Source organism: Pseudonocardia terrae, assembly GCF_021343995.1.
In the GTDB taxonomy this organism is placed as follows: domain Bacteria; phylum Actinomycetota; class Actinomycetes; order Mycobacteriales; family Pseudonocardiaceae; genus Pseudonocardia; species Pseudonocardia terrae.
Window position 1 is genome coordinate 1 of sequence record NZ_JAJTTE010000079.1, and the last position, 22,432, is coordinate 22,432.

The 22,432-nt window shown below is 75.2% G+C and carries 19 protein-coding genes; 3 read left to right on the top strand and 16 right to left on the bottom strand.

Annotated elements, in window-relative coordinates:
- Positions 1-28 precede the first annotated feature (28 nt).
- From scpB to LWC33_RS31835, 6 genes are all read right to left on the bottom strand, one after another.
- A complete protein-coding gene (gene scpB, locus LWC33_RS31810; protein ID WP_233308411.1) occupies positions 29-673 on the bottom strand; it encodes an SMC-Scp complex subunit ScpB in 645 nt (214 codons plus the stop codon).
- A complete protein-coding gene (locus tag LWC33_RS31815) occupies positions 648-1,481 on the bottom strand; it encodes a segregation and condensation protein A (RefSeq protein WP_233308412.1) in 834 nt (277 codons plus the stop codon). Before LWC33_RS31815 ends, scpB begins: the two co-directional genes overlap by 26 nt.
- Positions 1,478-2,377 (bottom strand): ParA family protein, encoded by a 900-nt coding sequence (locus LWC33_RS31820; protein WP_232873314.1) that lies wholly within the window; start codon positions 2,375-2,377, stop codon positions 1,478-1,480. The genes LWC33_RS31815 and LWC33_RS31820 overlap by 4 nt, the downstream gene beginning before the upstream one ends.
- A 155-nt stretch (positions 2,378-2,532) precedes the next feature.
- The gene (locus LWC33_RS31825) at positions 2,533-3,417 is read right to left on the bottom strand and encodes a thioesterase II family protein (protein ID WP_308191037.1); all 885 of its coding nucleotides are present in this window, start codon (positions 3,415-3,417) and stop codon (positions 2,533-2,535) included.
- On the bottom strand, positions 3,362-4,339 hold the full coding sequence (xerD, locus tag LWC33_RS31830; protein WP_443720190.1) for a site-specific tyrosine recombinase XerD: 978 nt from the start codon (positions 4,337-4,339) through the stop codon (positions 3,362-3,364). Before xerD ends, LWC33_RS31825 begins: the two co-directional genes overlap by 56 nt.
- A 316-nt stretch (positions 4,340-4,655) precedes the next feature.
- Positions 4,656-5,642: an LLM class F420-dependent oxidoreductase gene (locus LWC33_RS31835; RefSeq protein ID WP_233308414.1), complete on the bottom strand. Its 987-nt coding sequence runs from the start codon at positions 5,640-5,642 to the stop codon at positions 4,656-4,658.
- A gap of 374 nt (positions 5,643-6,016) precedes the next feature.
- Here LWC33_RS31835 and LWC33_RS31840 point away from each other — a divergent pair, with 374 nt between their 5' ends.
- Both LWC33_RS31840 and LWC33_RS31845 read left to right on the top strand, forming a co-directional pair.
- Complete coding sequence (locus LWC33_RS31840) at positions 6,017-6,718, top strand: DUF1707 domain-containing protein (protein ID WP_233308415.1); 702 nt, start codon at positions 6,017-6,019, stop codon at positions 6,716-6,718.
- 78 nt (positions 6,719-6,796) lie between these two features.
- Positions 6,797-7,702 carry an SCO6745 family protein gene (locus tag LWC33_RS31845; protein WP_233308416.1) on the top strand — a complete coding sequence of 302 codons (906 nt, stop codon included), beginning with the start codon at positions 6,797-6,799 and terminating at the stop codon, positions 7,700-7,702.
- A 39-nt stretch (positions 7,703-7,741) separates the two neighbouring features.
- On the opposite strand, the gene LWC33_RS31850 is transcribed toward LWC33_RS31845, so the two are convergent.
- The 4 genes from LWC33_RS31850 to steA form a co-directional block, all read right to left on the bottom strand.
- On the bottom strand, positions 7,742-8,377 hold the full coding sequence (locus LWC33_RS31850; RefSeq protein ID WP_308191036.1) for an NUDIX domain-containing protein: 636 nt from the start codon (positions 8,375-8,377) through the stop codon (positions 7,742-7,744).
- A complete protein-coding gene (gene pyrG, locus LWC33_RS31855) occupies positions 8,374-10,131 on the bottom strand; it encodes a CTP synthase (protein WP_233308417.1) in 1,758 nt (585 codons plus the stop codon). Before pyrG ends, LWC33_RS31850 begins: the two co-directional genes overlap by 4 nt.
- Positions 10,132-10,259: 128 nt before the next feature.
- The gene (locus LWC33_RS31860) at positions 10,260-11,177 is read right to left on the bottom strand and encodes a copper transporter (RefSeq protein ID WP_233308427.1); all 918 of its coding nucleotides are present in this window, start codon (positions 11,175-11,177) and stop codon (positions 10,260-10,262) included.
- On the bottom strand, positions 11,174-12,361 hold the full coding sequence (gene steA, locus LWC33_RS31865) for a putative cytokinetic ring protein SteA (RefSeq protein WP_233308428.1): 1,188 nt from the start codon (positions 12,359-12,361) through the stop codon (positions 11,174-11,176). Before steA ends, LWC33_RS31860 begins: the two co-directional genes overlap by 4 nt.
- A gap of 196 nt (positions 12,362-12,557) precedes the next feature.
- Here steA and LWC33_RS31870 point away from each other — a divergent pair, with 196 nt between their 5' ends.
- Complete coding sequence (locus LWC33_RS31870) at positions 12,558-13,931, top strand: alpha/beta hydrolase family protein (protein ID WP_233308418.1); 1,374 nt, start codon at positions 12,558-12,560, stop codon at positions 13,929-13,931.
- A gap of 3 nt (positions 13,932-13,934) precedes the next feature.
- On the opposite strand, the gene recN is transcribed toward LWC33_RS31870, so the two are convergent.
- The 6 genes from recN to LWC33_RS31900 form a co-directional block, all read right to left on the bottom strand.
- Positions 13,935-15,725, bottom strand: a complete 1,791-nt coding sequence (recN, locus tag LWC33_RS31875) for a DNA repair protein RecN (RefSeq protein ID WP_233308419.1) — start codon at positions 15,723-15,725, stop codon at positions 13,935-13,937.
- A gap of 634 nt (positions 15,726-16,359) precedes the next feature.
- Entirely contained in the window at positions 16,360-17,280 is a 921-nt protein-coding gene (locus tag LWC33_RS31880) for an NAD kinase (protein ID WP_233308420.1), read from the bottom strand.
- On the bottom strand, positions 17,277-18,077 hold the full coding sequence (locus tag LWC33_RS31885) for a TlyA family RNA methyltransferase (RefSeq protein ID WP_233308421.1): 801 nt from the start codon (positions 18,075-18,077) through the stop codon (positions 17,277-17,279). Before LWC33_RS31885 ends, LWC33_RS31880 begins: the two co-directional genes overlap by 4 nt.
- A gap of 16 nt (positions 18,078-18,093) precedes the next feature.
- Entirely contained in the window at positions 18,094-18,291 is a 198-nt protein-coding gene (locus LWC33_RS31890) for a hypothetical protein (RefSeq protein ID WP_233308422.1), read from the bottom strand.
- Positions 18,292-18,388: 97 nt separating this feature from the next.
- On the bottom strand, positions 18,389-19,372 hold the full coding sequence (locus tag LWC33_RS31895) for an HAD-IIA family hydrolase (protein ID WP_233308423.1): 984 nt from the start codon (positions 19,370-19,372) through the stop codon (positions 18,389-18,391).
- A complete protein-coding gene (locus LWC33_RS31900; RefSeq protein ID WP_233308424.1) occupies positions 19,369-20,640 on the bottom strand; it encodes a tetratricopeptide repeat protein in 1,272 nt (423 codons plus the stop codon). The genes LWC33_RS31895 and LWC33_RS31900 overlap by 4 nt, the downstream gene beginning before the upstream one ends.
- Between the last annotated feature and the right edge of the window lie 1,792 nt (positions 20,641-22,432).

The following is a 22,432-nucleotide window of genomic DNA, read 5'->3' on the forward strand; positions in this document are numbered from 1 at the left end:
CTCGGGGTCCTGCTCACGGTCCTTCTTCTCACAGCTCGTCGATCGCGTCGATGTCCGGCAGCAGCGGGGCCAGCGGCGGCAGGTCCTCCAACGAGGCCAGTCCCAGCCGCTCCAGGAAGAGCTCGGTGGTGCGGAACAGCGTGCCCTGGGTGGGCCCGTCCACACCGGCCTCCTCCACCAGACCGCGCGTGAGCAGCGTACGCAGCACGCCGTCGCAGTTCACACCCCGGACCGCGGCGACCCGCGCCCGGGTGACGGGCTGGCGGTAGGCGACCACCGCCAGCGTCTCCAGCGCGGCGCGGGTGAGCTTGGCGCGCTGCCCGTCGAGCAGGAGGCGCTCGACGTAGGGGGCGTAGAGGTCGCGCGTGGAGAACCGCCAGCCCTCCCCCACCCGGCGCAGGTCGATGCCGCTGCCCTGCTCGCGGTAGCTCTCCGCGAGCCGGCGCACCGCCTGCTCGACCCGGCCGACCGGCTGGTCGAGCGCCGCGGCGAGGGTCTGCTCGTCCGTCGGGGAGTCCACGACCAGCAGCAACGCCTCCAGGGCCGCGGCCAGCTCGTCGTCGCGGGCCAGGCCGGGGAGCCCGTCGACCTCCGGATCGGCACCGGGGTCGCCGGTGAGGTCGTCGGTGGGGTCGGGGGTGTCCGGGTCAGGCTCCGGGTTCGACAGGCTCACTGATCGGCTCGCTCGGGGAGGACTGGATGGGGGTCCAGCGTACGGTCAGCTCGCCGAACGGCTCCGGCTGCTCCACCTCGATCGCCCGCTCCCGGTACAGCTCCAGGACGGCCATGAACCGGGCGACGATCTCGATCGGGGCCACGCAGTCCACGGTGAGCTCCGCGAAGGTCGACTCCCCCAGCTCGGCGAGCCGCTCCCGCAGGATCTCCATGTGGGCCGGGACCGACACGTCGTGCTGGTGGATGTGGTCGGTGCCGACGACCGGCGGCGGCTTGGGGCGGAACACGCTCGCGGCGAGCTCGGCGAACGCCGCGGCGTCCATCCCGAGCAGCACCTCGGGCAGCAGGCCCTCGAACCGCGGCTCCAGCGCCACCGACCGCGGGAACCGGCGCAGCGCCGTCTTCTCCAGCTCGGCGAACAGGCCCGCGACCTGCTTGTACGCCTTGTACTGCAGCAGCCGCGCGAACAGCAGGTCCCGCGCCTCGAGCAGCGCGAGGTCCTCCTCGTCCTCGACCTCGGCGGCCGGGAGCAGCCGGGCCGCCTTCAGGTCCAGCAGGGTGGCCGCGACGACGAGGAACTCGGTGGTCTCGTCGAGGTCCGCGTCGTCGCCCAGGGCGGCGAGGTGGGCGATGAAGTCGTCCGTGACCTTGTGCAGCGCCATCTCGGTGACGTCGAGCTCGTGCTTGCCGATGAGCTGCAGCAGCAGGTCGAAGGGGCCCTCGAAGTTGGAGAGCCGGACGGTGAACCGCGGCCGGGCCTCCGGGACGCCCGCTCCGTCGCCTGCCCTCTCCGGCGCGACCGTCACCGGGCGATGACCTCGCGGGCCAGCATGCGGTACGCCTCGGCGCCGCTGGAGCTCGGCGCCCACGTCGTGATGGGCTCGCCGGCGACGGTGGTCTCGGGGAAGCGGATCGTGCGGTTGATGACGGCGTCGAAGACCAGGTCGCCGAAGGCCTCGACCACCCGTTGGTGGACCTCACGGGTGTGCACGGTGCGCGAGTCGAACATGGTGGCCAGGATGCCGAGGAGGTCGAGGTCGGGGTTGAGCCGGTCCCGGACCTTGTCGATCGTGTCCATCAGCAGCGCGACGCCGCGGAGGCTGAAGAACTCGCAGGCCAGCGGGATGAGCACGCTGTCGGCGCAGGCCAGGGCGTTGATGGTGAGCAGGCCGAGGCTGGGCTGGCAGTCGATGAGCACGACGTCGTAGCGGTCCAGCACCCGCTTCAGCGCCCGGCCGAGCGCCTGCTCGCGGCCGACCTCGGTGACCAGCTGGACCTCGGCGGCCGACAGGTCGATGTTGCTCGGCAGCAGGTCCATACCGGCGACGGAGGTCTTGAGGATGACGTCGTCGGCCTCGACGCCGCGGTCCATCAGCAGGTTGTAGATGGTCGCGTCGAGCTGGTGGGGCTGCACGCCCAGGCCCACCGAGAGCGCGCCCTGCGGGTCGAAGTCGACGAGCAGCACCCGGCGCCCGTACTCGGCGAGCGCCGCGCCCAGGTTGATCGTCGACGTCGTCTTGCCGACGCCGCCCTTCTGGTTGGCCACGGCGATCACCCGGGCGGGACCGTGCTCGGTGAGCGGGGCCGGCTCCGGCGCGCCCACCCGGTGCCGGCCGCCCGGCCTGGGGGTGTCCTCCAGGCTCGGCTCGACGGTCGGGTCGTAGTCGGGCCCCGCACCGTCCCCGTCGGGTGCTGTGTCCATGCGGGTTCCGGTCTCCTCGTGTCGAAATCCGGTGTCGATCCCTGGGTGTCGTCTCCCGTGCCGGGTCTACCTCGGGCGCAGACTAGGAACCACTTCGGGGCGCGGCAACGCGCCACGCCCGGGCGTGTCGAACTTCCGGTCGAACTCACCGCACGCTAGCCCACCCGGAGCAGCCCACGTCCGGGTGGGTCGGGGTCCGGCGGGCGCGCCACCACCATCGGAGCCGGTCGGGGCCGGATGATCTCCGCGAGGACCTCGTCGCGCTGCTCGTGCAGGGAGAAGTGCCCACCCGGCAGGACGCGGTGGGTGAAGCCGGCGGGGGCGACCTCGGCCCACCGCAGGGCGTCGGTCTCGTCGACGGCCGGGTCGTCGGCACCGAGCAGCAGGCGGACCGGACAGCGCAGTGGCGGGCCGGGCGGGTGGGTGTACCCGTCGGCGGCCCTCAGGTCGGCGCGGAAGGCCGGCAGGACGAGGGCGCGCAGCTCCGGGTGGGCGAGGACCCGGGCGTCCGTGCCGCCCAGCCGGGACAGCTCCGCGGCGAGCTCGTCGTCCGTGCCACCCCGGAAGACGGCCGCGGGCGGGACCGTCGGCGCGATCCGGGCCGAGACGACGACCCGCACCGGCGGCCGCGGCAGTCGCCGGGCGACCTCGTAGGCCAGCGTGCCGCCCAGGCTGTGCCCGAACAGCACGAGCGGGCGCGGGTCCGTGGCGAGCAGGCCGAGGAGGGTCTCGGCCATGGCGAGGGCGTCGGTCCAGGGCTCCTCGCTCATCCGGTCGGTCCCCGGACGGCCACGCGGCCCACGGGTCCGCGCTATCGGCGGCGAGATCGTCGGAGCCCGATCCGGGCCCGTGTCGGAGTCGGAGCCGGTGTCCGTGGTCAGGGTGGCGCCGTCGCAGCCGGCGAGGACGGCGACGAGGACGACGACGAGGACGACGACGGCGACGGCGACGGCGAGCGGGAACGGTCGGGCACCCGTGTCGCGATCACCGCGAGGGACGTGAGCGGTGGCCGTTCCGTCCGGTGCGTCCGGCCCGTCCAGGCCCGCTCCCGAGCGCCCGCGGGTGCGCGGTCGCGTAGACCTCGCGGAGGGCGTCGACGGTGATGTGGGTATAGATCTGCGTGGTGGCGACGGACGCGTGGCCCAGCAGCTCCTGCACCACGCGGACGTCGGCGCCGCCGGCGAGGAGGTGCGTGGCGAAGCAGTGCCGCAGGGTGTGCGGCGAGACGGTGGTGGGATCGAGCCCGGCGACGTCCGCCGCCGTGCGCAGCGCGTGCCAGGCGCTCTGCCGCGACAACCGGGCCCCGCGGGCGTTGAGCAGCAGGGCGGGCGTCCCGCGCCCCTTGGCGGCCAGGTCCGGCCGGGCCCGCACCAGGTAGGCGTCGAGGGCGGCGAGCGCGGGCCGTCCGACGGGCACGATCCGATGCTTGCCGCCCTTGCCGCGCAACAGGACCGTGCGCGATCCGGGATCGAGGTCGTCGAGGTCGAGCCCGACGGCCTCGGAGATCCGCGCGCCCGTCGAGTAGAGCAGCTCGAGCAGGGCGCGGTCGCGCAGCCCGGTCGGCCCGTCGCCCACGCAGCCGGCGAGCAACTGGTCGACCTGGTCGATCGTCAGCGCCTTGGGCAGCCGGCGGGGCAGGGCGGGCGGGGCGACGGCGCGGGCGACGTCGACCGGCACCAGCCCGTCGCGGGTCGCGAACCGGTGCAGCCCGCGGACCGCGGCGAGCGCCCGCGCCGCCGACGACGCCGCCAGCGGGGCCTCCCCGCTGCGCAGCGCCACCACGAAGTCGCTGACGTCGGACTCGGCGACCGCGGCGAGGTCGTCGATCCCCCTGCCCTGCAGGTGCGTGACATACCGGCCGAGATCGGTCGTGTAGGAGCGCAGCGTGTTCGCCGAGCTGCCGCGCTCCACGGCGAGGTGGGACAGGAATGCCTCCACCCCGTCCGCGACCCGCATGCCCATGCGCCGCATTATGGATCCACACCGCGTCCGAACCCGACTCCCACGCGCACTATGGATCCATAACGGTCTCGAACGCGGCCCTCACGCGCAGTTGGGCTCCATGAACGCGCCCGAACCCGGCTCCCACGCGTCATGGCTCCATAGCGCGTCCGGACCCGGTCACGAGGCGCAGTATGGATCCATAACGCGGTCCGGTCGCGCTCGGCCAAGCGCTATGGATCCATAACGCCGTCGGGTCGCGCTCGTCCAAGCGTTATGCCCCCATAACGCGGTCCGGTCGCGCTCGTCCGAGCGTTATGGATCCACAACGCGACTGTCAGGCGAGGTTCGGGATCACCTCGCGCTCGAACAGCTCGATGCCCGAGCGGTCGTAGGCGGCCTCGGGGAAGTAGAAGATGCCGTAGGTCATCCCGCGCTCCTGCATGCCGCGCAGGTTCTCGACGATCTGCTCCGGCGTGCCCACGGCCGGCAGCCCGCGGAACGCGCCGAGCTGCGCCTCCGCCTTCTCCTTGCCGACGTACGGGGTCAGCCGGTCGACCAGCTGCCGCAGCCGGTCGGCGACCTCGTCCTCCGTCGTACCGATGGCGACGTTGTAGTTCGCCGACCGGACGATCGCCTCGAAGTCGGTGCCGACCTCCCGGCAGTGCTTCGCCAGGATCTCGGACTTCGCGGTGAAGCCGTGGGGGCTGCCGTCGAAGTTGGTGTAGTCGGCGTACCGCGCCGCGATCCGCAGGGTGACCTTCTCGCCGCTGCCCGCGATCCACATCGGGATGCCGCCCGGCTGGATCGGCCGCGGCTCGCAGATCGCGCCGTCGACCTGGTAGTGCGTGCCGTCGAGGGTCGCGACGCCCTTCTGCCACGCCTGCCGGAAGATCTGCACGCCCTCGTCGAGCATGCCGAGCCGGTCGCGCGGCGGCGGGAAGCCGTAGCCGTAGGCGCGCCACTCGTGCTCGTACCAGCCGCCGCCGATGCCCATCTCGACCCGCCCGCCGGACACGACGTCGACCGTTGCGGCGACCTTCGCCAGGTAGGCCGGGTTGCGGTAGGCCATGCACGTGCACATCTGGCCGAGCCGGACGCGCTCGGTCGAGGCCGCGAACGCCGCCATCAGCGTCCACGCCTCGTGGGTGGCCTGGTCGGTCGGCGCCGGGACCGTGTGGAAGTGGTCGTAGACCCAGATCGACTCCCACGGACCGGCGTCCGCGTGGGTCGCGAGCCCCTTCAGCACCGCCCACTGCTCGGCGGGGTCGATGCCGACGAGGTCGTGCCGCCAGCCCTGGGGAACGAAGAGACCGAAGCGCATGGGCCGAGCCTAGAACCGGGACCAGCCGCCCGCCGGACGCGGTGATGATCACGATCAGGCCGTCCACCGCGAGGCACGAGGCCCGCGGGGCCGGCCTCACTCCCCCTCGAGCGCGGCCCCAGAGCCGGTCGACCCCCGCACACCCGCCCGGCCCCCGCACACCCGCCGGCCTGGTACACCCGCTCGGCCCTCGCACACCCGCCCGACCCCGGTCCCACACCCCCGACGCTCACGGCACACCTCGTCGACGGCCCGCGCCGCGCCTCGGCGGGTGTGCGGACCGCGGGCGGTGTCGCCGCCCGCCCCCGGTCCGGCTCTCCCACGCCGCGTCGGGTGCCGCCGCCCTTCGCCGGTCCGGGGGTACGGTCGGTCCCGTGAGCGAGCCCGAGCCCCGCCCCGAGCCCACGGTCAGGATCGGCAACGCCGAGCGCGAGGAGGCCGCGCAGGCGCTCGCGGAGCACTTCTCCCAGGGCCGGCTCGACGGCGGCGAGTACGAGGAGCGTGTCGCGCAGGTCTGGGCCGCCCGCACGCTCGAGGACCTGGGCGGCCTGTTCACCGACCTCCCCGCGCCGCACCCCGCGGCGCTGTGGAACCGTCCCGGCGGGCAGTCCGGGCACACCGGGTACGGGCAGGCCTACGGCCCTCCGGCGGGCCTCCCCTCCGGGTACCCCGGCGGACCGTACGCCGGGCCGCAGGCCCCGCAGCCCTTCACCGGCTACGGCTCGGTCCCCCACTCGCCCGGGCACTCCCCCGCCCCGTACGGCACTCCCACCTACGGCGCCCCGGGCCTGCCGCACCACGCCCAGGGCGGCACCCTCGACGCGCCCTACGGCCGGGAGCCCGGCACCGGCGTGCCCTACTCGGACAAGTCCAAGCTCGCCGCGGGCCTGCTGCAGCTGTTCCTGGGCGGCGCCGGGATCGGCCGCTTCTACACCGGGCACACCGGCATCGCGATCGCCCAGCTGATCGTCACGATCGTGACCTTCGGGCTCGGCGCGGTGTGGGGCTTCGTCGACGGGATCGTGCTCCTCGCCGGACGCTCGACCGACGCGCAGGGCCGCCCCCTCCACCCCTGACCCCTCGGGATCGCCGGCCGTCGGAGACGGTCCGCTCGGCGGGCGCGGGCGGGGAGGATCCGGCCCTAGCCTGGCCGGATGGACACCGCCGACGGCACCGACGCCGAGAGCACCGACGCGGCAGCCGCCGCTGTCGGCGCCGCGACCACCACCTCACCCGCCCGCCGGCTCCGCGACGCCCTCGAGCCCGTCGCGATGCACGCGGTGTGGTCGCCGCAGGTGCACGAGGCCCTCGCGCCGCACGGCTACGACTTCCTCACCGGCTATCTCACCGGTCTCGCCGCGCCGCTGGGTGAGGTGCCGTCCGCCCTGGTGACGGCCACCTTCGGGGTCTTCGAGCCCGGCCTGGTCGACCGGCTCCGGACGGCGGGGCGGGCGTTGCTGCCGCTCCCCGACCTCATCGCGCTGCGCGACCGCGCCGCCGCGGCGAGCCTGCGGGACACGCTCGGCGAGGCCGAGGAGGCCCGGGCCGCGGAGGTCGCCACCGCCCTGGAGCAGGCCGTCGATGCCGTCGACGGCACCGCCCGGCCGTTGTTCTCAGCGCTGCGCGCGCAGCCGCGCCTCGCCGACCCGTTCGGCCGGCTCTGGCGGGCCGCCGACCTCGTGCGCGAACACCGGGGCGACGGTCACCTGGCGGCCGTCGTCGCGACCGGACTGGACCCGGTGCGCGCGTCGATCCTCGCCGAGTTGTGGGTCGGCTACCCGGTGGGCGAGTACAGCGCGACCCGCGGCTGGTCCGAGGAGGTCCGCGCGGCCGCCGTCGCCCACCTCGAACGCGACGGCCTGCTCACCGACGGCCGGCTCACCGCCGCCGGACGGGAGCTGCGCGACGGTGTCGAGGCGGCGACCGACGCCTCGCAGGAGGACCTCGTGGCGGCGCTACCCGACCTCGACGCGCTGGTCAGCGACCTGCGCCGGTGGTCGGCGCGCTGCATCGAGGCCGGTACCTTCCCCGACGACGACCGCAAGCGCGCCGCCGGCTGAGCCGCACGAACGGCACACCCGTGCCGTTCGCGCGGCGGCTCAGGACTTCCGCTTCGCGAACGCGGTGGGGCGGTCCGGCCACGGTGCGTCGACGGGGCGGGTACCGCCGTGCCCGTCGCGCACCGCCTGCAGGGCGAGGACCCCCGCGACGGCCGTGGCGTTGACGATCTCGCCCCGCAGCGCCATCGTGACGGCCTCGGCGAGCGGGATCCAGCGCAGCTCGAGCTCGGACTCCTCGTCGTCGCCCAGGTCGGGCCGCTCCACCTCGCGCAGGCCCGTCGCCAGGAAGACCCGGATCGACTCCTCGGAGAACCCGGGCGAGGGCACGGCGTCGACCAGCACCGACCAGTGCTCGGCCGCCAGGCCCACCTCCTCGGCCAGCTCCCGGGCCGCCGCGGCGACCGGATCCTCGCCGGCGTGGTCCAGCAGCCCGGCCGGCATCTCCCACAGCCGGCGCCGCACCGCGTGCCGGTACTGCAGGATCATCATCAGCCGGTCCTGCTCGTCGACCGCCGCGATCGCGACCGCCCCGGGGTGCTCGACGATCTCGCGGGTCGCCTCCCGGCCGCCGGGCATGCGGACCGTGTCCGCCCGGACGGCCATCACGCGGCCCTCGTAGATGTCCCGCGAGGCGGTGATCGGGAAGTCGTGCGTGCCGGGGGTGCTCCGGCTCACGAACCCACCTCGGCCGGCTCGGAGGACGCCGCGGCGTCGGCCCGCTCGGCCCGCTCGGCCTTGCCGTTCGACTTCGCCCGCGACGGCATCTCGACCGGCAGCCGGTCCTCGGCGTTGTACCGCAGGGCCGCCTTCACGAACGCCGCGAACAGCGGGTGCGGGCGGGTCGGCCGGCTCTTGAGCTCCGGGTGCGCCTGGGTGCCCACGAAGAACGGGTGGGTCTCCTCGGCCAGCTCGACGAACTCGACGAGCTTCCCGTTCGGTGAGGTGCCGCCGAACACCAGCCCGGCCTCGGCGAGCCCGTCCCGGTAGGTGTTGTTGACCTCGTAGCGGTGCCGGTGCCGCTCGGAGACCTCGCGGCTGCCGTAGGCCTTCGCGACGACGGTGCCCTCGCCCAGCGCGGCGGGGTAGGCGCCGAGCCGCATGGTCCCGCCCATGTCCCGCTCGCCGGCGACGACGTCGCGCTGCTCGGCCATCGTCGAGATCACCGGGTGCGGCGTGCGCGGGTCGAACTCGCTGGAGCTGGCGTCCGCCAGGCCCGCGAGGTTGCGCGCGGCCTCGATCACCATGCACTGCAGACCCAGGCAGAGCCCCAGCGTGGGGACGCCGCGCGTGCGGGCGTGGGTGATCGCGCCGAGCTTGCCCTCGATGCCGCGGATGCCGAAGCCGCCCGGGATCAGCACCCCGTCGACGCCCTCCAGCGCGCTCGCGGCGCCGGACGGGCTCTCGCAGTCGTCCGAGACGACCCAGCGGATCTCGACCTTGGCCCGGTGCGCGAAGCCGCCGGCGCGCAGGGCCTCGGTGACGGAGAGGTAGGCGTCGGGCAGGTCGACGTACTTGCCGACGAGCGCGATCGTGACCTTCTCGTCCGGGTTGTGCACGCGGTCGAGCAGGTCGCCCCAGACCGTCCAGTCGACGTCGCGGAAGGGCAGCCCGAGCCGGCGGACCACGTAGGCGTCGAGCGCCTCGCGGTGCAGCACCCGCGGGATGTCGTAGATCGACGGGGCGTCGGGGCAGGCCGCCACACCGTCCATCTCGACGTCGCACATCAGCGAGATCTTGCGCTTCATCGCATCCGGGATCTCCCGGTCCGCGCGCAGGACCAGCGCGTCGGGCTGGATACCGATGTTGCGCAGGGCGGCGACGGAGTGCTGTGTGGGTTTGGTCTTCAGCTCGCCCGACGGCGCCAGGTACGGCACCAGCGAGACGTGCAGGAAGAAGCAGTTGTCCCGGCCGACCTCGTGGCGCACCTGGCGGGCCGCCTCCACGAACGGGAGCGACTCGATGTCGCCGATCGTGCCGCCGACCTCGGTGATCACGACGTCGGGAACGACGCCGTCGGCGTCGGGCTCCGCCATCGCGAGGATGCGGTCCTTGATCTCGTTCGTGATGTGCGGGATGACCTGGACGGTGTCGCCCAGGTACTCGCCGCGCCGCTCCTTGGCGATCACCTCGGAGTACACCTGACCGGTGGTGACGTTGGCCCGGCCGTGCAGGTCCCGGTCGAGGAACCGCTCGTAGTGGCCGATGTCGAGGTCCGTCTCGGCGCCGTCCTCGGTGACGAAGACCTCGCCGTGCTGGAACGGGTTCATCGTCCCGGGGTCGACGTTGAGGTACGGGTCGAGCTTCTGCATCGTGACCCGCAGCCCACGGGCGGTGAGCAACTGACCGAGGGACGACGCGGTGAGGCCTTTACCCAGCGAGGATGCGACCCCGCCGGTGACGAACAGGTGACGGGTCGCGCGTGTCTGCACGGAACTTCAGTGTACCCGGGACACTCCCGGCGCCCCGGCCGGACCGGCCGCCGCGTGTCGCCGCCCCTCCCACAACACAGGAACGGCGCCCCCGGAGGTGACCGGGAGCGCCGTTTCGTGGGTCGGGATCAGGCCCCGGGGGCCGCGCCGCCGGAGGCGGTGCGATCGGAGCCGTAGCTGCCCGCCCCGCCGTCGAGCTGCTCCTTGAGCGCGAGCACCGTGGCGACGCGCCCGGCGCCGGTCTGCACGTCGTCGACCGTCGACAGGCCCGCCGTCGACCCGCCGGAGGCCCGCGCGACGCCGATCGGCCCGGTCGCCGACGCCGACCCCGCCCGGCCCGCCAGCACCGCGCCGGCGCCGGAGCGGTCCAGCTGGGCCGCCAGCCGGGCGAGCACGGCCGCCGAGTCGCCGGCGTCGGGGCCCTGTGCGGCGCCCCCGGTGAGGACGACGACGAGGTCCGCCGGGCCGGGCGCGGTGCCCGGCTGCACGAACCCGGCGTCGGTCAGCCCGGTCCACACGTCGCCCGCCTGGTCCGGTTTCGGCGCGCTCTTCGTACTCATCACGCTGCCGAGCAGGCCGCCCGCCAGGCTGCCGGTGTCGGACGCGGCCGGGAGCTGCGCGCCGGCCGGCAGGAGCTGGGCGGCGAGGGCGTTCAGCTGGTCCGACCGGGCCGGGTCGCCGACGGCGTCGGTGAGCGTGATCGAGCCGGTCACGGTGCCGCCCGCCTGTCCGACGAGCCGGATCACCGACTCGGCGTCGGCCTGCTCGCCGCCCGCCTGCACCAGCGCCACGCTCTTGCCGGTGAGCAGGCCGCGCACCGCGGCCGGGCCGACCCGGGCCGCGAACTGGTCCGCCGCGGCCTGCTCGTCGAGCAGGCCGTCGCGCTGGGCGGTGAGCGTGTCGACCCGGCTGGACAGGTCGTCGCGGTCGGTCGAGACCGCGGCGAGCAGCCGGTCGGACAGGCCGCTCGCGCCGAGCACCACGCCGATCGCGAGCGCCAGGAACACCGCCGCGATGGACACCGCGTGGTAGCGCAGCGAGATCACCGGACGAACCACCCCTTGATCATTTCGAACACGGCGGCCGCCGTGGTGGTGATCCAGGCCAGGACCGCGTCGCCGGCCTGCGACATCAGCAGCGCGGCCAGCACCGCGACGAGCGCCGCCCCGATGAGCAGCAGCAGCGCGCCGGTGGAGATCCGGCTGCGGTAGAGCTGGGCGATGACCCGTCCGTCGACCAGCTGTCCGCCCACCTGCAGGCGGGTGAGGAACGTCGAGGCGTTGGAGCCGGACCGGCCCCGGTCGAGGAACTCGACCATGGTCGCCGACAGCCCGACGGTCACGATCATCGAGGCCCCGTGGTGGTGCGCGAGCAGCAGCGCCAGGTCCTCGGGGTTCGCCGACGACGGGAAGGTCACCGCGCTCGCGCCGAGGTCCTGGACCCGGTGGAGGCCGGGGGCGTGGCCGTCGGCGAAGGCCGGGACGACGACGTCGGCGCCGGAGGTCAGCGTCTCGTCGGAGATGTCGGACGGGTCCCCGACGATGAGCTGCGGCTTGTGCCCGGCGGCCCGCAGCGCGTCGGCGCCCGCCCCGACACCGACCAGTACCGGCTGGTACTCGCGGATGTAGTTGCCGAGCCTCGCCAGGTCCTTCGCGTGGTCGAACCCGGCCGCGACCACGAGCACCTGCCGGCCCCGCAGCGCGACGTCGACCTCCGGCACGCCGTAGCCGTCGAGCAGCAGCGAGCGCTCCTGCCGCATGAACTCGGTCGTGTTCGCGGCGAACGCCTCGAGCTGGTGGGTGAGCCCGGCCTTGGCCTCGACGAGGGCGTCGGCGACCGACTCGGCCGTCTGCTCGGTGCCGCGGGCCAGCTCCAGCTCGCCCGCGTAGACCACGCCCTCGTGCACCCGGATCCGCGCGCCGTCGCGCACGTCGTGCAGCACCTCGGGGCCGGTCGCGTCGATCAGCGGGACGCCGGCCGCGAGCAGGGCTTCCGGTCCGAGGTTCGGGAAGCGCCCGGAGATGGACGGCGAGGCGTTGACGACGGCGGCGACCTCGGCCGCGATCAACGCGTCGGCCGTCGCCCGGTCCATGTCGATCTGGTCGAGCACCGCGATGTCGCCCGGCTTGAGCCGCTTGAGCAACGCGTCCGTACGCCTGTCGACGCGCGCGGTCCCGGCGAGCCCGGGCAGCTCGGGTCGCGAGCGGTGCAGCAGGCCGGTCAGCTTCATGTCGCGCACCCTGGCACCGCGCCGGCGCGGATCGGTGAAGGCGCGCCGCACCGTGACCGCCCCGTCACCCGGGCCGACGCTCCCGGGGGTGGTCCGGGAGCCGGGTGGCGCCGGGAACTCCGCCCGCCCGGCGTCGCACTCGGGCATGATCGGCGCCATGGTTGGTCGGGGGGCTTTTGTCCTGACCCTGTCCGTCGTGGTCCTGGGTGTGGTGACGACGGGATGTGCGGCGCCCGCCGGCGGATCGGGGGCCGGCGGATCGGGGGCCGGCGGATCGGGGGCCGGCGACTGGCAGGGCGCGATCGAGATCCCGAACTCGCCCCTGCCGGTCGGCGTGCACCTCACGGTGCCGGACGGGCCGGACGGCGCATCGGGCACCATCGACATCCCGTCGCAGGGCCTGACCGGCAAGGAGCTCTCGGCGGTCCGGGTCGACGGCGACGCCGTCTCGTTCGCCATCCCGGGCATCCCCGGTGACCCGACCTTCCGCGGGACGCTCGCGGGCGACAGCCTCCGCGGGGACTTCACCCAGTCCGGGCAGACGTTCCCGTTCTCGCTGGCCAGGGGCACGCTGCCCCCGCCGGCGCGGCCGCAGACCCCGGCGCAGCCCTACCCGTACCGCAGCGAGGACGTGACCTTCCCCAGCGGTGACCTCACCCTCGCCGGCACGGTCACCACCCCCGAGGGGCCCGGCCCGTTCCCGGCCGTCGTCATGATCACGGGCAGCGGCGCGCAGGACCGGGACGAGACGATCGCGGGGCACAAGCCCTTCCTGGTGCTCGCCGACGCGCTGACCCGCGCGGGGGTGGCGGTGCTGCGCACGGACGACCGCGGCGTCGGCGGGTCGGGCGGCGCGCCCTCCGGCACCCCGTACACCGACCTCGCCGACGACGCCCGGGCCGGCGTCGCCTATCTGCGGACCCGGTCGGACGTCGACCCGGCGCGGATCGGCCTGTTCGGGCACAGCGAGGGCGGCTACCTCGCGCCGCTGGCCGTGCAGCGCTCCGCGCCCGGGGACATCGCCTTCGCGGTGCTCATGGCCGGGCCCTCGATCCCGGGCGGCGACGTGCTGATCGAGCAGAACCGGCTGATCCTCGGCGCGGCCGGAGCGCCGGCCGGGCAGGTCGAAGCCCAGGTCGACCGGGTCCGGCAGATGATCACGCAGGTGCAGGCCGGCGACGTCGCGGGCGCCGAGAGGACGGCCCGCGAGCAGGCGGTGGCGCAGGGGCTGCCGGCGGACCAGGCCGACGGGGCGGCCGCGCAGGTGCCGGCGCTGGTCCCGTTCCTGACCTACGACCCGCGCCCGGCCCTCGCCGCGCTGCAGATCCCGGTGTTCGCGTTCTTCGGGTCCAAGGACCTGCAGGTCCCGCCCGCGCAGAGCGAGGGGCCGATGCGCGAGGCGCTGTCCGGTTCGTCCGACGCGACCGTGCGCACCTTCGACGGGCTCAACCACCTCATGCAGCCCGCCGGCACCGGCGCCCCCGCCGAGTACGCCACCATCGAGACGACCGTCGACCCCGCCGTCCTCGAGGCCGTGACGGCCTGGGTCACCCGGGTCACCGGGCGCTGACGCTCACGCCCTCTTCCGGCGCTTGCGGGGCTCGGCCCGGTCCTCCTCGCGGTGCGTGCGGGCGGCGGCCAGCAGCTCCTCGGCGTGGGCGCGGCCGGTGTCGGTGTCGTCGAGCCCTGCGAGCATCCGCGCGAGCTCGACGATCCGGTCGGCCTCGGGCAGCGTGCGCACGCTGCTGCGGGTGACGCCCTCGCCGCGCTTCTTCTGCACCACGAGGTGCCGGTCGGCGTAGGCCGCGACCTGGGGCAGGTGGGTGACCACGATGACCTGGTGGCGCGCGGCCAGCCGGGCGAGCCGCCGCCCGATCTCGACGGCGGCACGACCGCCGACACCCGCGTCGACCTCGTCGAACACCATGGTCGGGACCGGGTCGGCGCCCGCGAGCGCGACCTCGAGGGCCAGCATCACCCGGGACAGCTCGCCGCCCGAGGCGCCCTTGTGCAGCGGCTGGGGCGCCGAACCGGGGTGCGGGACGAGCCGCAGCTCCACCTCGTCCACCCCGTCCGACCCGGCGACCACCCAGCGGTCCTCGACCTGCAGCGCGTCGGCGGTGTCGGGGCCGGAGGCGGCCCGCGGCACGACCGAGACGTGCAGCTCCGCGTCCTTCATCGCGAGCCCGCCCAGCTCGGCCGTGGTGTCGGTGGCGAGCCGGCCGGCGGCCTCGGCCCGGGCGGCGCTCAGGGCCGCCGCGTGCCCGGCCAGGTCGCCGGCCAGCGCGTCCCGCCGGGACGCCAGTGCGGCGAGCGCCTCGTCGGAGGTGTCGAGCCCGGCGAGGCGCTCCTGGGCCTGCGCGGCCCACTCCAGCACGCCGTCGGTGTCCGCGGCGTACTTCCGTGTGAGGGCCTTCAGCTCGGCCTGCCGGGACAGCACGTGGGCGAGCCGCTCGGGGTCCGCGTCGAGCCGGTCGAGGTACGACGACAGCTCCGCCGCGACGTCCGTGAGCACGGCGAGGGCCTCCCCCAGCCGCGGGTCCAGCGCCGCGAGCTCCGGGTCGCCGCCGGAGTGCAGCCGGTTGCGCGCCTCGCCGACGAGCCCGACGGCGCCGGGGGTCTCCCCGGCCATGTCGTCGCCGTCCGAGCCGGAGAGCATGGCCCGCGCCAGCCCGGCGGCCTCCCGCAGGTCGTCCGCCGCGGCGAGCCGCTTCGCCTCCTCGACGAGCTCGCGGTCCTCCCCCGGCTGCGGCGCGACCGCCTCGATCTCGGTCAGCCCGTGGCGGAGCATGTCCGCCTCCTGGGCCAGCCGGCGCGCGTTGTCCCGGCGCTCGACGAGCTCGGCGGACACGGCCTGCCACTCGGCCCGGGTCTCGCGGTAGGCGGCCAGCGGCTTGGCCACCGCGTCGCCCGCGTACCGGTCCAGCAGCGCGCGCTGGTCGGCGGGGCGCAGCAGGCGGAGCTGGTCGTTCTGCCCGTGCACGGCGAGGGTGGCCTCGGCGAGCCGGCTGAGCACGCCCACCGGCACGGACCGCCCCCCGAGGTGGGCGCGGGAGCGCCCGTCGGCCGACACGGTGCGCACCGCGATCAGCGTGCCGTCCTCGTCCGCCTCGGCGCCGACCTCCTCGGCCAGCTCCAGCGCGGCGGGGCCGCTGCGCTCGAAGCGGCCCTCGACGACGGCCCGCGACGCGCTCTCGGCCACCCGCGACGCCTCGGCCCGGCCGCCGCCCAGCAGGGACAGCCCGGTGACCACCATGGTCTTGCCCGCGCCGGTCTCACCGGTGAGCACGGTGAGGCCCGGGTCCAGCTCGAGCGTGGCGTCGTCGATCACGCCGAGGCCCTGGATGCGCATCTCGGCCAGCATGGGCCGCACGATACGGGCCGCCCCCGACAGATCCGCGCGCAGACCGCTCGTGTGTCGGGCGGGTGCGGGCCGTGCCGGCGCAGGAACGCCTCGGCTCGGTTGGGGTCGAGGCCGGCCCGGATGTCCGCCCCGCTATCCGGGAGGTAATCGACCCACGTCAGCTCCGGCGGCACCGTGGTGATCGCGGCGCCGCACCCGCCCGCAGGAGGTCGAGCGGCTCGTGCTGATCGCGCCGTTGACGCCGTTGCCGATGTGGCGGGAGACAACCCCGACGGTATCCCCGTCGACGCCTTCCGCGCCCAGGACGAGCCCGCGCGGCCGACCGCCCGGGCTGGATGACGAGCATGGCCGACGGGTTCTTCGACGACGACCACCCGGACGTCTGGGTCTCGGAGCCGATGAAGCGCTGGATGATCGGACAGTGCCTGGACGTGTCGCCCCGGGCGACCCGGCAGGTGGTGTGGTCGGCCTGTTCATCACCCACGCCACAGCCGTCAACACCGACCTGCTCGACTTCCTCGCCACGGCCCCGACCCGAACGCGCACGCCCCACGTCGCCACGTCGCCACGTCGCCACGTCGCCACGTCGCCACGGTGGGACGCCCGCGTAGGTCCGGCCCGCCTGTGGCTCAGCTCAGTGCTCGTCGGGTGTGTCCGGCGCGCCGCGCCAGCCGCGCACAGGCAGGTCGAACTTGCGGACCAGCCGGTCGGCGAAGGGCTGCGCCTGCAGCCGGATCATCCGCACCGGCTCGATCCCGCGGCACAGCTCCACGCGGGCGCCCGGCGGCAGGTCGATGACCCGGCGCCCGTCGCAGTCGAGGACGGCGGGCGGCCCGGTGGAGTCGATCTCCACGGCCACGTGGGTCGACGGCGACACGACCAGCGGCCGCGCGAACAGCGCGTGCGCGTTGCTCGGCACCACCAGCATCGCCTCGACCTGCGGCCAGATCAGCGGTCCACCCGCGGAGAAGGCGTACGCCGTGGAGCCGGTCGGGGTCGAGCAGATCACGCCGTCGCAGCCGAAGCTCGAGACGGGGCGGCCGTCGATCTCCAGCACGACCTCGAGGATCCGCTCGCGGGTGCTCTTCTCGACGACGCCCTCGTTGAGCGCCCAGGTCCGGTCGAGCACCTTCCCGCGGTGGTGCACCACGGCGTCGATCGTCATGCGCTCCTCGACCTCGTAGCGCCCGGTCACGATCGCGTCGAGCGCCTCGCCCAGGGACTCCTGCTCGGCCTCCGCCAGGAAGCCGATGCGGCCGAGGTTGACCCCGAGCAGCGGCACCTTCGCGGGCCGGGCCAGGTCGGCGGCGCGCAGCAGGGTGCCGTCGCCGCCCAGGACGAGGACGGCCTCGGTCTCGGCCGCGCAGGCCGGCGTCCCTTCGACGACGAGCGGGCGCAGTTCGGGGGGCATGCCCGTGCCGTTGTCGACCTCGGACCACTCGTCGGCCAGCACGCGCAGGCGGATGCCGTCCTTCGCCAGCCTGTGGGCGACCCGGGCGGCGACCCGCCGGTTCGTCGCCCGGCCGGCGTGCATGACGACCAGCACCTCTCTCATCGGGGGCCCTCCTCGACGGCCCGCGCGAGCGGCGCGGCCCCCACGTCCTCCCCGCCGCGGGCGAGGCGGAGGAAGTACTCGACGTTGCCCGACGGGCCGGGCAGCGGACTGGCGACCGCGCCGCGCACGACGAGGCCCAGGCCCCGGGCGGCCTCAGCGACCTCGGTCAGCGCGGCCCGCCGCAGCTCGGGGTCGCGCACGACCCCGCCCGCGCCCAGCCGATCCCTGCCCACCTCGAACTGCGGTTTGACCATCGGCACCAGCGTGCCACCCGGGGCCGTGCACGCGACGAGCGCGGGGAGCACGGTGCGCAGCGAGATGAACGACAGGTCGGCGACCGTGAGGTCGACGACCCCGCCGATCTGTTCCGGTTCCAGCGCCCGGACGTTGGTGCGGTCGTGCACGCGCACCCGCGGGTCGGACTGCAGCCGCCAGACCAGCTGGCCGTACCCGACGTCGACGGCCACCACCTCGCGTGCCCCGCGCCGGAGCAGGACGTCGGTGAACCCGCCGGTCGAGGCGCCCGCGTCGAGGCAGCGCCGGCCCTCCACGACGACGTCGGGGAAGGCGTCGAGCGCCCCGAGGAGCTTGTGCGCGCCGCGGGAGGCCCAGTCCGGCTCGTCCGCCCGTTCCTCGACGACGACGGGGGTGGCCCGGTCGACCTGCGTCGCCGGCTTGGCAGCCGGCAGACCGTTGACGGTCACGCGGCCCGCGCCGATCAGCTCGGCGGCGTGCTGGCGCGAACGCGCGAGCTTGCGCCGGACGAGCTCGGCGTCGAGCCGGGAGCGGGTGGGCACGGCAGTCCCCGCCGGCTCAGGCCCGCTCGGGCGAGCCGGCGGCGAGCGCGGCGCCCAGGGCGGCGTGGACCCGCTCGAAGGCGGCGACGTGCTCCTCCGCGGGCCGCTCGGCGACGGCGTCGAGCGCGCCGAGTGCGGCCTCGACGTCGGCCCGTACGGCGTCGAGGGGACGCGCGGACATCGGGCGCGGGTCGCCCGGGACGGGGACGGTCATCGTCGTGCTCTCCGGTCGGGATCCGACTCGGCGGTCGGCGTGATCGCCACGGTAGTCGAGACCGGCGAGGCGCCGCGGGCGGGAGCGCCCCGGCCGGTCACGCCAGCCCGAGCCGGTCGACGACGCGCCGGGCGGCCTCGCCCTCGGCCCGCACCCGGGCCGCTCCCCCGCCCGCGGCCCAGTGCACCGCACACAGCGCGCGCAGGGCGTCGAGACGGTCACCGTCGCCGGACAGCACGAGGTCGTCGCTCACGGCCCAGCCGTCCCGGGTGCCCGGCGCCAGCTCCTCGGCGGGCTGGAAGAGCGCGCCGAGATCCGCGCCGAGGTAGGTCGGACGCCGGGACTCGGTCGCCTCCAGCACCTCCCGCGGGGTCGACACCCCGGTCAGGACGACGAGCGTCGGCAGCCCCGCCGCGTTGCCGCCCTCGATGTCGGTGTCGAGCCGGTCGCCGACCACCAGGCCGCGCTCGCGTCCCGACGCCCGCAGCGCCTCCTGGATCAGCGTCGGCGCCGGCTTGCCGGCGACCTGCGGCTCCGCCCCGCTCGCGATGCGCACCACACCGACCATCGAGCCGTTGCCCGGCATGGGCCCACGGTCCGTCGGGAGCGTGGGGTCGACGTTCGTCGCCACCCACAGCGCGCCCTGCCGGATCGCGAGCGTGGCCTCGGCGAGATTCCGCCAGCCGGTGTCGGGCGAGTGGCCCTGGACCACGGCGTCGGCGCCCTCGGCCGAGTCCACGACGCGCAGGCCGCGGCGGGTGACCTCCTCCGCCAGCGCGCTCGTCCCGACGACCAGGACCTTCGCGCCCTCCGGCAGCTGCGCGGCGAGCATCGCGGCCCCGGCCTGGGAGCTGGTGCGGACGTCCTCGGTCGCCGCCGGGAAACCCAGCTCGGCGAGGTGCGCCGCGACGTCGGACGGGCGGCGCGAGGCGTTGTTCGTGACGTACGAGGTCCGCACGCCGCGGTCCTGCGCGGACCCGATCGCCTCGACGGCGCCGGGGACCGCCGACGGCCCCGCGTACAGCGTGCCGTCGAGGTCCACCAGAAGGACGTCGAACCGGGAGAGGAGGTCGTCGCTCACGAGGACTGCTTACCGTCCGGACCGTCCGCGGGCCAGGTGTCCAGCGGGGGCTCGGGGTCGCCGTCCTCGTCGGGCTCGGCCTCGTCCTGCGCGACGACGGGCGCGGGCCGGGGTGCGTCGGCCGTGTCGTCGAGCTCGTCGTCCTCGTCGAGCTCGTCGGCCTCGTCTTCGTCGTCGAGGTCGTCGGCCTCGACTTCGTCGTCGAGGTCGGTGTCGTCGTCGAGCTCGTCGAGATCGTCGGACTCGAGGTCCTCATCGTCGAGGTCGTCCTCGCGGTCGTCCTCGTCGGCCAGGTCCGCTTCGCCGGCGTCCGTCGTGGGGTCGGCGTCGTCGAGATCGTCGACGCCCTCGAGATCGTCGGCCTCGTCCTCGCCATCGAGGTCGGCCTCGTCGATGTCGGTCTCGTCGGCCTCGTCGAGGTCGCGCTCGTCGGTGAGCTCGTCCTCGTCGTCCTGGTCGTCCTCATCGTCGACGTCGGCGGCCTCGCCCGCGAGGTCGTCCTCGGCGGCGGCCCGGAAGGTCGGCGTGGGGTCGTCCTCCTCCACGACGTCGCCGATCGCGAAGCCGTCGTCCTCGTCCTCGATCTCCTCGCCGGTGAGCTCGGCGAGCCGGCGCCGGGCGTCGGTCTCGCCCGCGGCGTCGGCGTCGGTGGCGTGGACGAACCACTGCACCGCGTCGGCCTCACGGCCCGCGGCCAGCAGGTTGTCGGCGTACGCGTAGAACAGGCGCGCGCTCCACGGGTCCCGCTTGCGCGGGTCCAGGTCGGCGCCCTGCAGCCCGACGACCGCGGCGTCGAGCTCCCCCAGGTCGCGCCGCGCACCGGCCGCGACGATCGCGAGCTCGATCCGCTCGGCGTGGCCCAGCTCCTTGGCCTCCGGACCGCGGGCCAGCTCCAGCGCGCGCTCGGGGCGCCCGAGCGCCCGCTCGATGTCCGCCATCACCGGGATGTGCCCGGGCCCGCCGCCCATGCGCCGGGCCGCCCGCAGCTCGCCGAGCGCCTCGTTCCACTCGCCGGCGTGGTAGGCCGCGATCCCGGCGGCCTCCCGGACCACGGCGATGCGCGACGCCCGTTTCCGCGCGTAGCGCGCGTGCTCGAGCGCCGCCTCCGGGTCCTCGTCGACGAGCATGCCGGCGGCGACCAGGTGCAGGGCGACCTTGTCGGCGGTCTCCTTCTGCAGGCCGCGCAGGTCGCGTCGGACGTCGGCGTCGAGCGAGTTCGGACGGAGACCCTCCGGCAGCTCCGGCTCGGCCATGAACGTGGTCGGCACGCCCTCGGCGCTGCGCTCCCGGCGCTCCCGCCCGGCAGGGTCACCGCGGTCGGGGCGGTCCCCACGGTCACGGGGACCCCGGCCCGGGCGGTCGGTGTCGCGCGGACCGCCGTCCCGACGGCCCCGCACGGGCCCGACCCGATCCCCGCGGAAGCGGCGGTCGCCCTCGGCCGGACGCTGGCGCCACTCGAACCCCCGGTCACGGACGCCCGTCCCGCGGTCCTGCTGCGACGGCCCCCCGATCGCGTCGCCGCGGTCCGGACGGGACTCGCCCTCCTCCCGCCGGAACGCGGCGGGGCGCTCGTCCCGCCGGTCGTCCCGCCGGTCGTCGCGGTAGCCGCCGCGGTTCGGACGGTCGCCACCACGGGTGTCGCGCTCGAACCCGCGCCGGTCTTTCCGCTCTGAACCCCGCGAGGTGTTGTCGCGGTCGAACCGGCCACCGCGGTCACCGGAGCCGCGGCCGTAGCCACCACGGCTTGCGTCACGGGAACGGTCGTCGCGATCGCCGGTACCCGGCCGATCGTCCCGCCGGAACCCGCCAGCACGGTCGTCGCGACGGGAGCCGCCCCGGCGGTCGTCACGGTCGAACCCACCTCGGCGCTCGTCGCGACCGGAGCCGCCCCGGCGGTCGTCACGGTCGAACCCGCCCCGGCGGTCGTCGCGGGGGCCGGAACGGAACTCCCGGCGGTCCTCGCGATCACCGCGCGAGTCCCGGTCGTCTCGGCCGCCGCCTCCGCGAGCGTCGCGGTCCTGCCCGCTGCGTCGGTCGCCCCGGTCGAAGGAGCCCTGACGGTCGTCGCGATCGAAGCGCCGGCCCCGGGAGTCCCCGAAGTCGCGGGAGCCGCGGTTGTCACGGTCGTCGCGGGTGCCCCGGCGGTCGCCACCGTCGTCCCGGTTGAACGAGCCGCGCCGGTCGTCGCGGACGAAGCGTCCGCCGCGGTCGGAGCCTTCGCCGCGGGAGTACCCACCGCGCCGGTCGTCTCGGCGGTCGTCTCGGCGGTCGTCTCGGCGGTCGTCACGGTCGCCGCGCGCGCGGTCGTCGCGCCGGAAACCGCCGGGACGGTCGTCGCGGTCGAAGCGGCCGCGCCGGTCCGAGTAGCCGCCGCGCTCCTGGCCGTGGCCGCGCGGGCCATCGCCGCGCCCACGGTCGTCGCGGCCGTACCCCCGGCGCTCGTCGCGTCCGTAGCCACCGCGCCGGTCGTCACCCGGCCGGCCGCCGCGCCGGTCGTCCCGCAGGCTGTCACTGTCCCGCCGACTGTCCCTTTCCCGCCGGCTGTCACTGCCCCAGCGGTCGACGTACACCTTGCCGCTGCCCTCGCTGTGCCCGGTCCGGGCGGAGCGGTCGTCGCGACCGCGGTAGCCGCCGCGGTCGTCACGGGCGCCGTCCCGACCCCGGAAGCCGCCGCGTCCGCGGTCTCCCTCGGGTCCACGCCGCCCGTCCGAGCGGTCGTCGCGTCGCGGGCCCCGCCGGTCGTCCGAGCCACCCCAGCCGGTCCCGACCCGGCCACCGCCGCCCCGCCGGTCGTCCCGGCGGTCCGCACGGCGATCGTCACGCCGGTCATCACGGCCGCGGCCTCCGCCGGTGCCACGGCGCGGGCGGTCGTCCCGCTTGTCATCCCGATCAGTCACTCTGGAATTCCAGTTCTCGTCGCGTCGCTGGCCGTGATCGCGAGCGCGATTCCAGCCGTCGGAGAAGATACGAAAAGAGCGCCCCCACCTGCCCGGTGGGGACGCTCTTCGATGTTTGATGTCGGCGGCGACCTACTCTCCCACACCCTGGCGAGTGCAGTAC

Excerpts from the sequence above, each read along its gene's own strand:
- LWC33_RS31845 (WP_233308416.1), top strand. The coding sequence starts at position 6,797 with ATGGACACCGCCGACGGCACCGACGCCGAGAGCACCGACGCGGCAGCC.
- steA (WP_233308428.1), bottom strand. The coding sequence starts at position 12,361 with ATGAAGCTGACCGGCCTGCTGCACCGCTCGCGACCCGAGCTGCCCGGG.
- xerD (WP_443720190.1), bottom strand. The coding sequence starts at position 4,339 with ATGGGCATGCGGGTCGCGGACGGGGTGGAGGCATTCCTGTCCCACCTC.
- LWC33_RS31835 (WP_233308414.1), bottom strand. The coding sequence starts at position 5,642 with ATGCGCTTCGGTCTCTTCGTTCCCCAGGGCTGGCGGCACGACCTCGTC.
- recN (WP_233308419.1), bottom strand. The coding sequence starts at position 15,725 with ATGCTGGCCGAGATGCGCATCCAGGGCCTCGGCGTGATCGACGACGCC.
- LWC33_RS31880 (WP_233308420.1), bottom strand. The coding sequence starts at position 17,280 with ATGAGAGAGGTGCTGGTCGTCATGCACGCCGGCCGGGCGACGAACCGG.
- LWC33_RS31820 (WP_232873314.1), bottom strand. The coding sequence starts at position 2,377 with ATGGACACAGCACCCGACGGGGACGGTGCGGGGCCCGACTACGACCCG.
- LWC33_RS31890 (WP_233308422.1), bottom strand. The coding sequence starts at position 18,291 with ATGACCGTCCCCGTCCCGGGCGACCCGCGCCCGATGTCCGCGCGTCCC.